13 protein-coding genes are annotated in these 13,617 nt (G+C 47.7%); 7 read left to right on the plus strand and 6 right to left on the minus strand.

Annotated elements, in window-relative coordinates:
* The first annotated feature begins 23 nt into the window (after nt 1-23).
* Together MHB80_RS03365 and MHB80_RS03370 are read left to right on the plus strand one after the other, a co-directional pair.
* On the plus strand, nt 24-986 hold the full coding sequence (locus MHB80_RS03365; RefSeq protein WP_341280844.1) for an ABC transporter substrate-binding protein: 963 nt from the start codon (nt 24-26) through the stop codon (nt 984-986).
* Between the two features lie 145 nt (nt 987-1,131).
* Nucleotides 1,132-2,280 carry a stalk domain-containing protein gene (locus tag MHB80_RS03370; protein WP_341280845.1) on the plus strand — a complete coding sequence of 383 codons (1,149 nt, stop codon included), beginning with the start codon at nt 1,132-1,134 and terminating at the stop codon, nt 2,278-2,280.
* 97 nt (nt 2,281-2,377) lie between these two features.
* Here MHB80_RS03370 and MHB80_RS03375 read toward each other — a convergent pair whose 3' ends face one another.
* The 3 genes from MHB80_RS03375 to MHB80_RS03385 form a co-directional block, all read right to left on the minus strand.
* On the minus strand, nt 2,378-4,333 hold the full coding sequence (locus MHB80_RS03375) for an AraC family transcriptional regulator (protein WP_341280846.1): 1,956 nt from the start codon (nt 4,331-4,333) through the stop codon (nt 2,378-2,380).
* A 426-nt stretch (nt 4,334-4,759) separates the two neighbouring features.
* The gene (locus tag MHB80_RS03380) at nt 4,760-5,698 is read right to left on the minus strand and encodes an aldo/keto reductase (protein WP_341280847.1); all 939 of its coding nucleotides are present in this window, start codon (nt 5,696-5,698) and stop codon (nt 4,760-4,762) included.
* A 48-nt stretch (nt 5,699-5,746) separates the two neighbouring features.
* Nucleotides 5,747-6,745, minus strand: a complete 999-nt coding sequence (locus MHB80_RS03385) for a Gfo/Idh/MocA family oxidoreductase (RefSeq protein ID WP_341280848.1) — start codon at nt 6,743-6,745, stop codon at nt 5,747-5,749.
* Nucleotides 6,746-6,867: 122 nt separating this feature from the next.
* Between MHB80_RS03385 and MHB80_RS03390 the strand changes: the two genes are divergently transcribed.
* Entirely contained in the window at nt 6,868-7,719 is an 852-nt protein-coding gene (locus tag MHB80_RS03390; protein ID WP_341280849.1) for an AraC family transcriptional regulator, read from the plus strand.
* 162 nt (nt 7,720-7,881) lie between these two features.
* Here MHB80_RS03390 and MHB80_RS03395 read toward each other — a convergent pair whose 3' ends face one another.
* The 3 genes from MHB80_RS03395 to MHB80_RS03405 form a co-directional block, all read right to left on the minus strand.
* Nucleotides 7,882-8,166, minus strand: coding sequence for a hypothetical protein (locus MHB80_RS03395; RefSeq protein ID WP_341280850.1), 285 nt, complete (start codon nt 8,164-8,166; stop codon nt 7,882-7,884).
* Between the two features lie 114 nt (nt 8,167-8,280).
* Nucleotides 8,281-8,652 (minus strand): hypothetical protein, encoded by a 372-nt coding sequence (locus MHB80_RS03400; protein WP_341280851.1) that lies wholly within the window; start codon nt 8,650-8,652, stop codon nt 8,281-8,283.
* Between the two features lie 198 nt (nt 8,653-8,850).
* Nucleotides 8,851-9,702, minus strand: coding sequence for an AraC family transcriptional regulator (locus tag MHB80_RS03405; RefSeq protein ID WP_341282847.1), 852 nt, complete (start codon nt 9,700-9,702; stop codon nt 8,851-8,853).
* 166 nt (nt 9,703-9,868) lie between these two features.
* On the opposite strand from MHB80_RS03405, the gene MHB80_RS03410 reads away from it, so the two are divergent.
* The 4 genes from MHB80_RS03410 to MHB80_RS03425 all read left to right on the plus strand — a co-directional run bounded on the left by MHB80_RS03410 (nt 9,869) and on the right by MHB80_RS03425 (nt 13,553).
* Complete coding sequence (locus tag MHB80_RS03410; RefSeq protein WP_341280852.1) at nt 9,869-11,032, plus strand: Gfo/Idh/MocA family oxidoreductase; 1,164 nt, start codon at nt 9,869-9,871, stop codon at nt 11,030-11,032.
* Nucleotides 11,033-11,238: 206 nt separating this feature from the next.
* Nucleotides 11,239-11,658, plus strand: a complete 420-nt coding sequence (locus tag MHB80_RS03415; protein WP_341280853.1) for a GNAT family N-acetyltransferase — start codon at nt 11,239-11,241, stop codon at nt 11,656-11,658.
* Between the two features lie 27 nt (nt 11,659-11,685).
* Nucleotides 11,686-12,543 (plus strand): aminoglycoside 6-adenylyltransferase, encoded by an 858-nt coding sequence (locus MHB80_RS03420; protein WP_341280854.1) that lies wholly within the window; start codon nt 11,686-11,688, stop codon nt 12,541-12,543.
* Between the two features lie 293 nt (nt 12,544-12,836).
* Complete coding sequence (locus tag MHB80_RS03425) at nt 12,837-13,553, plus strand: SDR family oxidoreductase (RefSeq protein WP_341282848.1); 717 nt, start codon at nt 12,837-12,839, stop codon at nt 13,551-13,553.
* The last annotated feature ends 64 nt before the right edge of the window (nt 13,554-13,617 follow it).

Consider the following 13,617-nt stretch of genomic DNA (forward strand, 5'->3'; position numbering starts at 1 on the left):
TATTCGTGGGAGTGGTTGGAAAGATGTTTAAGGCAGGCTTATTGCCCAGCATGATGCTGGTGCTGATTATTTTGATTACGGGATGTGGGGCATCAGAAATTGGCTCCGGCTCCGCAGAGGCGGTAACGGAAAGTGCACCAATATCAACGGAAACGAGCACGGCAGCAGAACGCGTTGTTACAGATGAGCTTGGGCATGAAATTACGATTCCGGCTGAGCCGAGCAAAATTATCGGCATTTATTTAGAGGATGAATTAACGGCACTGGGCGTTACGCCGATCCGCAAATCAAGAATTGGCACATGGAGCGGACAAGACTATTTGGGACTTACGGTAGAGGACATTGATATTGAAGGCGATGTCGAGGCTTTTGTGAAGGCGGAGCCGGATTTGATTTTGACGAATGTGTACGAGGAAAAGCAATATGGACATTTATCCAAGGTTGCTCCGATGTACGCTTTTACGGATGCACGCGCGGACTGGCGTTCCACGATTCGGACTCTAGGGGACTTGCTTGGCAAGAAGGATAAGGCGGAAGAGGTTATTGCCTCGTATGATAAAAAAGCGGAGGAAGCCGCAGCTGTCCTTAAAGCTTCCATTGGTGAGGAGAAGGTCGCGATACTGCGTGTGCATGCCAAGTCGCTTAGACTTTACGGAGGACCGGGTTATGCAGGACCTGTCGTATACAACGAGTTGAAGCTGAAGCCAAGCAAGCTGGTGCAGGAGCTCGTGCTCGACAAGGAGGAGAAGGTGGTCAACTTGTCAATGGAGATGATTCCGCAATTGGATGCTGATCATATTTTTCTGACGGTAGATACGGGTGCGGAGGAACAAGCGAAGGAACTGCTCGAAAGCTCGCTGTGGAAAAACCTGCCTGCTGTTAAGAATGCCAGCGTCCATGAAGTGAATTTCGAGACGTGGATGAAGAGCGGCCCAATTGCTGACAGCAGCAAAATCGATGATGTGCTCGCGGTATTGGCACCATAAATTCCTTATTTTAAAAAATGAAGCTGCTTTCGGCGTTGTGCTGGAGGCAGCTTCTTTTATTATGCGGTTATTGTTGAACTCTCTAATAAACACTGTTTCATGCCGATAATTACAATAGTATACGGATATACGGAGGGATAAACAGATGGACAGAAAGCAAGCAGCTAAAGGCAGCTTATTACTGCTACTAGCTTTAGTATTAATTATGATGTCTATATCATCAGTATCGGCAGCAGCTGTCCCAGTCGAGAAGCCGATAAAATTTTATGTACAGGGTAAAGAAATTAAGCCCGTTAACGCCCCCATTATTCGTGGAGGACGGGTGTATATTGAGTTTCGCAGCGCCGTGAAGGCTTTAGGCTTTACTTTTAACTATGATAAGTCGAGGAAGATCATTACGGCCAGATCAGAGGATGCCTTTTTCAAAATTGATTTAAATAGTGGGACGACTTACGTTAACGGAAGAATGTTCAGGTATGATTGGGAGACGCCTGCTATTATTGAATCTGGGGCAAATACATTAGTACTGGGGCATTTATTTCATGCTACTGATTATTTGTATGCAGATTATTATCCAGACAAGAATATCGCAGAGGTATATGAGAGTGCGTGGGGAAAACCAAAGAAAGCCGATCTAAGAATGATACGAGCTATATTAGATGATTATTATCTAGCCGTTAGTCCTGCTGCTGAGATAACAAGCTTCGAATTGGCATCTTGGGGTACATATGTCACGGTGTCTACGGATGTTGTTGTACCGAAGGGCAACAGTGAACTACTTGACAGAATCGAGCATGCGACCATTGAAATGAGCCGCGAAGAGGGCCAGAGCTGGGCGATATTTAATATTTCATCGGATATCGAATATCTTGATTATGAATCTCTCTCTCAAAAAGAGGTAGCTGTGCCAGATGCCGATAAGTCAGCTATTTATGACACAGTATCGGCAAATATGAAAGCTTTAAATGATGAAAATTCCACAGATATGGTCATACTGCTCCATCCTGATTTTTGGTTGAGAGAGGATTCCCCAACGAAGGAAGAAATGGAAGTCTATTTTGATTATAGTTTTAAGAGCGATGATTTTGAATATAATCTGGAGCAAGCTACGATTGTTTCATATGAGCCGAATAAAGCGAAAGTATATTATGTCTATACGATAAAAAATAACGAAGAAAGTACAGAAAACTATTACCGTGGGTATGCACTCCGGGATTTAAGCAAGTCAACTGATGGCAAATGGTACTACAATCTAAATGGCTATATATTGCTTCATTCGGCTCTTGTAGAATGAAAAAACAGGCAGCAACGCGCGTTTTACGCCGATGCTGCCTGTTTTTATGGAGCTAATATTTCACTTCATTATCTATTAGCTAAACGCCATTAAATAATCATTTCGTACTCACAAGCCAATCAGCTAACTCTTCCGTTTGGGTGAGGATGGCGATCGGGTCCCAGTACCAGGAACGTTCTTTGCCCCAGATAAATACCCGGTCATTTTTGACAGCGTCGAGCGTGGACCAGATAGGGTCTGCTTTGAGATCGTCAATGGACAGCTTATCGGTCGTGAGCACAATATAATCCCCCGCATATTGAGGCAATACCTCATTCGAAAGGGTCGCCCAGCCTGGATCGCGTATCTCAGCAGCTACTGCAGCAGGAGGCTTAAAGCCAAAAACATTGTAAATGGGCTGCCCACCTTTGCCATAGTTGGCGCCAACCGCCGAAACGTCTTTGCCAATCCATTCCAAGACGGAAAACGTGCTGTCTGCGGGAATGACCTCAAGTACTTTTTCTTTTGCTATTGCTATGCGCTTATCGTAGTCGGCAAGCCATGAAGTTGCTTCCTGCTCCTTGCCCAGCAGCTCGCCAAAATAGGAAACTTCCTCATGTACCGATTTAAGCGAAGCATAAGGAATAATAATAGTGGGTGCGATTTTGCTGAGCTGATCATTCATTTCAGTATACATGTCATCCATAATGATCAGGTCAGGCTCCATGGAAACAATTTTCTCTAGACTGCCGTTTCCGTCTCCTAAATCCTCTACATCCTTTAAAGCTTCGCTTAAATAAGGATTGGAAAGATGGTGGGTGGAGGTTCCAACCGGAATCACACCGAGTGCCAGCAGGCTGCCTAAATATTCTCCGGCCACTACGCGCTTCGGATGCAGCGGAACCTCAACATCGCCCATAATAGTTGATACGGTTTTAGTTCCCTCTTGCTCAGGCGCGGTAGTTGCCGTTGCTTGCGGTGAATTGCTTGGTTCGGTAGAGCTTGCTGCACCAGTGGCAGCATTATTGCTAGACGCTTGCGTTCCGCAGGCGCTGAGAAGAAACATAAAGCTGAGTAATAATGCCGCCGCCATGGACGGTTTTGATTCACTAAACATGTCAGACTCTCCCTCTTCGCTACGTTGATAATCGTTATCAGCTACATCAGTATAGCGGAGCGTTTTTGGAGGGGCAATGGAGAATCTCATGATTGTAGCAGGACAATCTTCTAAGCTTTGTTTAGTGGAATGCTCCGCTCTGAATAGAGAGGGAGAGACGCCTTTATATTTTTTGAACAGTCTGCCTAAATAATAAGGGTCACGGTAGCCAACACCTGCCGCTATTTCGCTTAACGTGGCATCCGTTTCAAGCAGCAGAGCCGCAGCCCTGTCGATACGGACCTTGATCAAATAATCAATGGGGCTAACGCCCGTTCGGCTTTTAAAATAGGAGGATAAGTGAGGGACGCTGTAATTCAAGCTTTCCGATAAAGACTCAAGCGTGATGGGCTCGGCATACTGCTTATGAATGATCGCAATGATTTGCGCCGCCAAATCACGTTTTTCTGCACGAGTACCCTGCAGCTTCAGTTGATTTAATAGTTCGTGGACGAACTGGGAAAGCAGGTTTTTGGCGCGCAGCTGTCCAAGTGCCTCCGCCTTGTTCCATTCCTTGTGCATGTCCGTCAAGCAGCGGAATAAAACGACGGGGTGGGCAGGCGCAAACTCATATAGCGTGTGAAAAGGGCGCAGCTGTTCAGCAAGCTCAATAACGTGCTGCGGCGCAGGCTCCGGAATTGTCGCTTTATAATAGACGCTATAATATTCAAAGCCGTCCTCGCCAGCCTGAAAATCAAGCGAGGTTCCTTTACCCGTATGCAAAATCTTAAAACGGCTTAAAGGATGCCATTCCCCGTCAACCTGAACCTGTGCGCTTCCACGTATACACATAATAAACAGGCTGGCAGGTGCTTTATATGGACGAGTGGGTTCATCCGGTTTCAAACTAACACGGCGAACATCCAGCAGCCTGCAATAGGTGTAATTCCATATCGCGATATGATCATGTACGTCCATGCTCTGAAACCTGCTTTCTCAATAAATGCCGGGCTGCATCGTGCTTATACGACCTATTATAATGGACAGCTCTTATGATCAACAACCAGCGGTACCGCAAACTGTGGCGGTTGTATTTTATGATGAAGAGGGTGTGGTGAAAAATAGAAAGGGGCTGCCCCTCAGCCATCTTGGATGACTGGGGCAACCCCTTTGCAATTTGTCTGATTTTAATTATTGAATCAGGCTCGATTGTTGCAGCAGTCTTTGCATACGTACCTAAGGCGTGTATGCAAACGTAGGCAAGGCAGAATCGCATGCTGCGGTTCCTTAAGCCTTGAATCGTCAAATGAGATTTGCCGTGAATAAGCGCAAGGAAAGGAACAGAGGGCCGACTCTGTTTTGAATCTATACTCTAGTACTTGTTAAAATTATTGTCCTATAATCTTAGCCGCGATCCGAAGTCAGATCCAGCCAATTCCGCTCTTCCGCTGTCAATGTAACGAGCGAGCCCTCATCGCAGGAGCGCAGCTCCTCCAATGATTGTGCGCCGATTAAGGCACAGGTTGGAAACGGCTGATTCAGCACGTAAGCAAGTGCGATTTGAATGGCTGTGACGCCTTTGCGTGCTGCAAGCTGCTTGGCACGCTCAAGCCTTTCCCAGTTGCCGTCGCTGTAGAAGACGCGGACCAGATCGGCATTCGACCGATCCTCGGGTGTGAAGCGTTCCGTGAAGAAGCCTCTTGCTTGGGACGACCATGAAAATAACGGCATTTGCGTTGCTTCATGCCACACGGATGTCTCCTCATCGGCGGAAACGCAGCCTGCCCAGAACGGTTCGTTTGCTTTTGCCAGGCTGAAGTTGGGGCTGTTGAAGGAAAAGCCGACTAAGCCTTTGGCTGCTGCATAATCATTCGCTTCCTTAATACGCTGCCATGCCCAGTTGGACACGCCAATTGTCTGGACGGCGCCTGAGGCGACATGCTCGTTCAAAATGTCAATGATCTCACCAGCGGGAACGGCTGGATCATCACGGTGCAGCGCATACATATCAATGTAGTCGGTTTGCAAACGCTCGATGCTCTTGTTTAAATCGCTGCGAATGGCTTCGCTGCTTACGCGTGGTCCATTCTGATCATGGTGCGCGCCTTTGGTCAAAATAACCCACTGCTCGCGATTTCCTCTTTCCTTCAAATAACGGCCGATGACTTCTTCACTTTGCCCGCCGCAGTAAATATGAGCCGAATCGATGGAATTGCCGCCGATGGCGAAAAACGCATCCAAATTTGCCGCAGCTTTATCGTAGCGCTCATGTATGAAATAATCGGAGCCTTTCATTAACCGGGATACCGGTTTGTCCAAGCCTTGCACCTTTAAATATTCCATTGTTGTCGAGGCCTCCTTAATAGGCTAATATGCTTGAAGTTATCTTATTTATAAAATAACTCTTTGACGCTCGCGCGCAGACAGCAGGCAGGCATCAATCACTTTCATATTGCGAATGCCATCCGCAGCACCGAAGGTTAAAGCTTTGCCTTCTGTAATGGCTCGTGCCATATGGTCCGCTTGCGCGGTATAGGCATTGACATAAGGGACTTCAACTTCCTTGCGCTCGCCGCCAGACGTGACGAATATCGTGCCGCTTTCTGGCGTAGGCGTAATAAAAGCAGAAGGAACCTCAATCATTCCATCGCTGCCTAATATCTCAAGCGGGTTGCGGAAAGCGGACCACATGCCGCAATCGAAGGTGAGCGATACATTGCCCTCGAATTCGACTAATCCGGATGCCATCATATCGACATCGTCATGCTCGGGTGAAAATTGGGCGTTTACCGTTACCGCTTCGGGTTCCTTGCCGAGCAATAGGCGGGCTGCATTAATCGGGTAGCAGCCTACGTCATAGAGGGAGCCGCCGCCCCAAGCTTTGCGATAGCGGACGTTTGCTGTATCGCCTGCATTATTGAACGTAAAAGCACTGCGAATGCCGCGTACTTCACCGATGGCACCGTTTGCAATCAAGTCTTTAATCGTTTCGTAACGGGGATGGTAGCGATACATAAAGGCCTCGGAGAGTAGGACGCCAGCTTGATCAGCGGCTTCAGCCATTTCTGCTGCTTCGCGAGCCGTAAGGGCAAGCGGTTTTTCGCATAAAATATGCTTGCCCGCAGCAGCAGCCTTGATCGCCCATTCCTTATGCAAATGGTTAGGAAGCGGTATATAAATGACGTCGATGGAGCTGTCCGCCAAAAGGGCTTCGTAGCTGTCGTATGCAGTTGGTATTTGGAGTTGTTCGGCAGTTTGCTTTGCCTTCTCTCCGTCGCGGCTGGCGATGGCTGACACTTCATTTAATTCGGATAAATGCAGCCCCGGGATAACAGCGCGTTTCGCAATTCCAGCACAGCCTACAATGCCCCATTTCAACTTTTTGCTCATGATTCAACCTCGCTTTGTATATTGATTTATGATGATATTGCGATTATAGAGGATGTGAATTAAAATTAAAATGATAGTATTTTGCATCCTATTAAAACAATATTGTCATTGAGGTGTTGAATTTGCATCGTCAAAGCCATTTGCTTACCCTTCCAAATATGCCTTACTTTTGTTTTCCGGAATCGATTGGGAATTACAGTGAGCAGCCCGAGCATAGCGTGTATAGGGAAGCGGGCGCCTTGAACAATTTTAATATCCATTTTGTTGCCGCAGGCAGAGGATTTGTCGAATTGGACGGTGTTGTCCATGAGCTGCGCGCGGGGGAGGCGGTGCTTTATTTTCCGCTGCAAAAGCAGTGTTATTACAGCAGCAAGGATGAACCGTGGGACATCCGCTGGGTTCATTTTTATGGCGGCAGCGGGCTCCGTGATTATTTGATTGAGCAGGGCTTGCATAAAAGCCCCTTATGGAGGCTTCGTCAGCCTTCGATTTGGGAGAAGGCTCATGAGGAGATGCTGAGTGAAGCGGAGACTTATCGCATGCTGCATCCGGCTCATCTCTCTATGCTTACTTATGCTTTGCTTACGATATTCGTCGAGCAGGCAGTGGCGCTGAATCGAGGCAAGGCGGAAACGTCCGCCGACCGTATTATGGAGCTGCTTCCGCTGATGCAGCAGGAGGCGGTGAAGCCGTTTATTTTGGATGAATGGGCGGAGAGGATCAAAGTATCCCCTTATTATTTCTGCAAGCTGTTTCGGGCGGCGACGAGGATGACGCCGATGGATTTTATTACGCGCTGTCGTCTGCAGGCGGCTAAGCAATGGCTGTTGGAGCGCAAAAACGACAACATTGGGCAAATTGCCGAAGAGGCGGGCTATCCAAGCGTCAGCTATTTCAATAAGCGGTTTATACAGCATGAGGGGATGACGCCGACTGCTTACCGCAGACTTTATGGGATACATGGCAAGGAATAATGGGGCGTGATCTAGTACTAGCAGACTGGGAGCCAAACGTGAGTATCCCGGCGCTGTAAGGGGAAATTAAATAAGGTTGGATTTCCTCGACTAAAGGAAAATCCAACCTTTTTCCGTTTGCGGCAAGTGTGCTTTCGTTAGTTGCCAATCGGGTGTGGAGGTCTATGAGGAATGCTTTTTTAACTCAGACTTTTTGTAAACCAATTGCCTGGAGATTTCGGCTTGGGTCTTGGTGCTTTCAGCGATTTCCTCATTTAGTTTATTAATACGGGTCAGTTTGCTGCTTAAATCGCTGGGCAAGCTGCTTTTTTTGCTATCCTTTTGCAACTGCTTCAGCTTCGCTTGCGCTTTTATGGATTTATTCTTTTCCAGTAGGCTTTGGGCTTCTAAAGCAGCAATTTCTCTTTTGAGCCGGCTTATAATCGATGAAGTAAAACTAATGGACATTCAGGCACCTCTTTATCATATCGTAGAGCATGCTTCTATTTTACTATAAAGCGCTTGATTGTGGGAGAAGGAAATGGAATAGCATAAAAGACACACACCATAATCTATTAACTTTCATACAATAATATCAACTCTATGACGAAGGAGATGGTATTTTTGTCGAGAAAAGGAGGAAGCAGCAGCCGGAGCTGTGGCATTAAGAGTTTCGGCAGTCGCAGCTATGGACGCAAAAGTTATAGAAGCAATAGCCCCAGCATTATAAGCTTTGGAAATACAAGCTACGGAATTAAAAACAACGGAAATAAAAATAACGATCATAAAAACAACGATCATAAAAACAACGATCATAAAAGCTATGACCATAATAGCAAAGGCGATCGAATCCACCGCAACCAAAGCGGATGCAATAAAAGGGAGGACAGCAACAGCTGCATTCGGAATATTCTTATGCGTATTGGTTTGGGTACTCCTAATATTCGCATTCATTTTGACGGTACCTCCCATGTCGGCGTGTTTTTGGGAGCTTCCGACGGCTGCGCCATTCTTAACGTGAGGGGTGTTGTTACTTATATTAAAATCACTTCCATAACCGCGGTCGAAATTGGGGTTAAAGCGAGGCCTCGCCGGCATAGAAAATGGAAATGTAAAAAAGGCTAGCATGTTTTCTATAAGGATAGGTCAGCTTTATTTTCTTCGCTGAATATGCAGCCGATATTGATGCGGCGTATGTCCCATCTGCTGACGAAACACCTTGCAGAAATAAGAGGGATTGCCCATGCCGACACGGGTGGCGATTTCAGGTACAGTCAGCGTCGTTTGGATTAAATAGAGGCAGGCATGACGGACGCGCGTCGCTTTGGTGTAGTCCATAATGGTCGAGCCCGTGGCCTGCTTGAACAAATGGACGACATGATAGCGGGACAGATGGAGCGCTTCGGCCATTTGCTCCAGTCGAAACGGCTCCTGATAGTGCTGCTCGATCCACTCCATCATTTCCTCTGCGCGGTGGCTCGGCCTTCTTGTTCGCAAGGCGGACTGGCTGCCGGGCTTTTGGCGAATGGCTTTTAATTGCCGCAGCAGCTCCAGCAGCAGAAAATGGTCGTCCTCCTCTTCCGCTTGTTCATCAGCGGCGAGCTGCTCCCGGGTTTCCTTAAATTGCTTCAACAGCAGCGCAAGCGGCGATGTCTCAGCAATACCGTACCAGGGCTCGCCGCTCGATTGGAGCAGCAGTTCCTCGAAAAAGGCTTTCAGAAGTGGGAAGGCGCTCCAGTATTTTTTGAGCGGCGACGGCTCAAACATGAGCACGGTGCGGATGAACGGCTGCTCCGCCGATATATCCATCTGTACCCGGTGAAGCTGAAAGGGATGGAAAACCATTAAAGTATTGGGCTCAACCCGGTAGCGCTTGCCTTCGACGATGAGATCCCCATGTCCGGCATGGACATAGGAAAACTCCATTTGGGAATGGGCATGAAACACCTCCCAGAAGCTGCTATCGGATGAGATGCGATAATTGAACGAAAACTGCTCCTCCATTTTGTGCACGGCTGCCCAGCCTCCTTATCTCGCAAATAAATGCAAACGCTTCAAAAACCGCAATATAGTTGTATTTTATCACAATTCCCAATCATAAATGATGTAGATTTTCCTTTAAAATAAAGAGGAAAACATCAACTCATTCGCGGACGGGGGAGTTCGTTTTATGCTGAAAGTAGCGGTAATTGGAGCAGGAGCCATTAGCTCCGCACATTTGGAAGCGTATAAAACATTCGGAGAGCGCTGCAAGGTTGTAGCGATTTGCGATTCTTACATCGATAAGGCACAGGTGAGACTGGAGCAGTTTCAATTAGAAGGCGTTAAAATTGTAGCTGATTATAAGGAACTGCTGGGAGAGGATATCGATTTGGTATCCATATGTACGCCGCCGTATACCCATGCGCCTATTGCGGTCGATTTTCTGAACGATGGCAAGCATGTACTCGTGGAGAAGCCGATGGCCTCTTCTTTGCAGGAATGCGATCTAATGAACGAAGCGGCTCGCCGCAGCGGGAAAATCCTTTCCGTTGTGGCGCAAAATCGCTTTAAAACGCCGATGATGAAGTTGAAATCGGTGGTGGATAGCGGTCTGATGGGGCCTATCGTCCATGCCCAGGTCGATTCCTTCTGGTGGCGGGGGCATTGCTATTACGATTTATGGTGGCGCGGCACATGGGAGAAGGAGGGCGGCGGCTGTACGTTGAACCATGCGGTGCACCACATTGATGCGCTGCTGTGGATGATGGGCGAGCCCAGCGAGCTGCAAGCATTTATGACGAATACATCGCATGATAATGCGGAGGTTGAGGACCTGTCGATGGCGATGCTGCGCTTCCCGCAAGGGGCGCTCGGCATGGTGACCAGCTCGGTCGTGCATCATGGCGAGGAGCAGCAGCTGATTTTTCAAGGCAAGCAGGCCCGTGTATCCGTTCCATGGGAAATGAAGGCTTCCATCTCGCAGCCGAATGGCTTCCCGATAGCCAATGAAGAGCTGGAGCAGCAGCTGCAGAAGCTGTATGACGGCCTTCCAGAGGTGGCGTATACGGGCCATTTCGGACAAATTGATAACGTTCTGACCGCGATTGAGACGGGCGCGCCTGTTCTCATTGACGGTATCAGCGGCCGCAGCACGCTTGAATTTATTACGGGCATTTACAAGTCGGCAAGCACAGGAGAAAAGGTCACGTTTCCACTAGCAGAAAGCGACCCTTTCTATACGCGCGAAGGCCTGATGGCGAATACGCCCCGTTTTTATGAGAAGAGCGCCTCGGTTGAAAATTTTCAGGAAGCCGCCATTACGACAGGCAGCAGCCTGGAAAATAAAGCGTAGCCCTGCAAATGAACGACAGCCTAGCCCAAGCATTCGGATGCTTGAGCTAGGCTGTTATTATTTTTAATCATCCGGTAGGAATGGGTAAAAGGTAAGCTTCCCCTGTAAAAAATGATTGATTTGGATATAGCTTTTTTTCCATTTGCGGTTGATAATACAAGCATGGGATAGGAATTATCTAGGAGAAAGTAGAGGGGGAGCATCTCATGGAGCTTCAAATCATTAATGAATCTAATTCAGCCGATAAGAAAGCTGTGCTAAATAAGCTAATCGCCTTTAATAGGAGGCATTTTCCGAAGGAATTAAGCGACAGATACCAAGAGATTAATCTGATTTTAAAAAAGGACGATGGCGTCGTGTATGGCGGGCTGCTGGGCGAAGTGTGCTGGAACTGGCTGGAGGTGCACATTTTGTATGTAGATGAGGAGCTGCGCAAGATCGGATATGGGTCGAAGCTCATGGAAGAAGCGGAAAGGCTTGCCAAAGAGAAAAAATGCGATTTTATTAAGCTGGATACGTTAAGCTTCCAAGCGTTGGATTTTTACAAGAAGCATGGCTATGAGGTGTATGGAACGATAGACAACGCCGGTGGCCATCAGCATTATTATTTGAAAAAGGATCTTTAATACTCCATAGGTAAAGGCGGATCGGAAATGGCGGATTTATACGAAATGCTGGAGCAGCGAATTGTAAGCTGGGCTGGTGAAAACGAAGAAATACAGGCGATGTATGTCATGGGCTCACGGGCAAGAACGGAAAAGCCATTCGATGAATTTTCCGATCTGGATATTGTCATTTATTCGACCAATCCGGACTACTATTTTCAAAATAATGATTGGCTGCTAAACATTGGGGAAGTATGGACGAGCTTCATGTATCGAACGGCAGGAGGAGATCCTGAGAAATTAGTGCTTTTCGACGAGGGGCTGCAGGTGGATTTCTTGTTTTGTCCTATTGCTGAACTGGAACGTATGGCTGCTATTGGACAAGTGCCGCAAGGCTTTAGGCGTGGGGTGAAGCTGCTGCTGGACAAGACGGGCAAAGGGGACAAATTGATTCCTAAAATAGCCGTCCCTGACCTGCCGCCACCGATTACGGAAGCTGCCTTCCAGCAGGTCGTTAACCAATATGGGTTTGCCTGCTTGTATGTGGCGAAGCAAATTTTGCGCGGTGAATTGTGGGTCGCTGGCGAAAGGGATCATGATTGCAAGCAGCTGCTGCTGCAAATGATGGAGTGGCATGCCAAGGCGATTCATGGACAAAATTATGACACCTGGCATGCAGGCAAGTTTATTGCAGACTGGGCAGATGCTGCGGTTATAGCGGACTTAAAACAATCGTTCGGAGGCTTTGATCAGCTTGCTAGCTGGAAAGCCTTGATCGTTTCCTTTGACTTATTCAGCCGTCTGTCTTTGGAGACAGCCCAGGTTAATCATTATGATTACCCGCACAGCTTGTATAGCCATATTAAAGCTTGGCTGCAAGCGAGACAGATGGACAAAGTTAATTAAAATGGCTTAGCTGCATGCAGCTTATAGACTTGAACCAGTCATGCGGATGTTCCTGTAGAGGTTGCTAGTAGAATAGAATGCCGCTTTAGCAAATGGTTTTAGCTTGCTATTGTATTTGGCGTTCCTTTCGCAAACCTTACAGGATAAGCAGGGCTGGGGATTTCATATACCCCTGTCAGCGGCTGCCTATAGGCAGCCGTTGTTCGTTATGGGGAAGTGCAGCATCTCGGATGAATGCCTAATGTCTTCTTATCCTCCAATAATGAATGGAGGAATTACACATGACTTCTACAATAGCTTCAATGAAAAATAAAATTGCCATCGTGACAGGCGCAAGCCGCTCCACGGGCATTGGAACAGCGATCTGTCGCGCGCTCGCGGGTAGCGGAATCGATATCTTTTTTACCCATTGGCGAGCGTTTGATGAGGTGGAGGGTAATGGCCTGGAGCAGGCTTGGCCGGAGCAATTGCATGGTGAATTGGAACGTTTAGGCGTAAGGGCAAGCCATATGGAAGCTGATTTTTCCAATCCCGATATGCCCTCTCTCATTATGAATGAGGTAGAGCGGACGCTGGATCTGGCACTGCTTGAGCAGCATTATGTGGTGAACAACCGTACAACGATGCTGCTTAGTACCGAGTTCGCAAAGCGTTTCGAGCAAAACCAACCATCAGGAACGAATGGAAGAATCATATTTATGGTGTCTAAAGGGCCGGATGCGGACAATCTCGCCTATACGGCTACGAAAGGCGCTTTAATCGCTCTCATCGAGCCGCTTGCAGTAGGGCTTGCTCCCCTGCAAATAACGGTCAATGGCTTCGATCCGGGGCCGACTGATTCGGGCTGGATGGATGATGGGATGAAAGCCCACTTCCTGCCGCTGTTCCCAATGGGGAGAATTGGCTTGCCGGAGGATGCGGCGAAGACGATCCGTTTCCTAGCCAGCGACGACGCACAGTGGATTACGGGTCAGGTCATTAGATCCGAAGGCGGGTTTTTAGGTAAGTAAATGAATGCTTCAGATTGGTTTGATTCACCAATGTATTTAAATATTTTATAGGAAGCGGCTGCTA

The organism is Paenibacillus sp. FSL H8-0537, assembly GCF_038051995.1.
Classification (GTDB): Bacteria; Bacillota; Bacilli; order Paenibacillales; family Paenibacillaceae; genus Pristimantibacillus.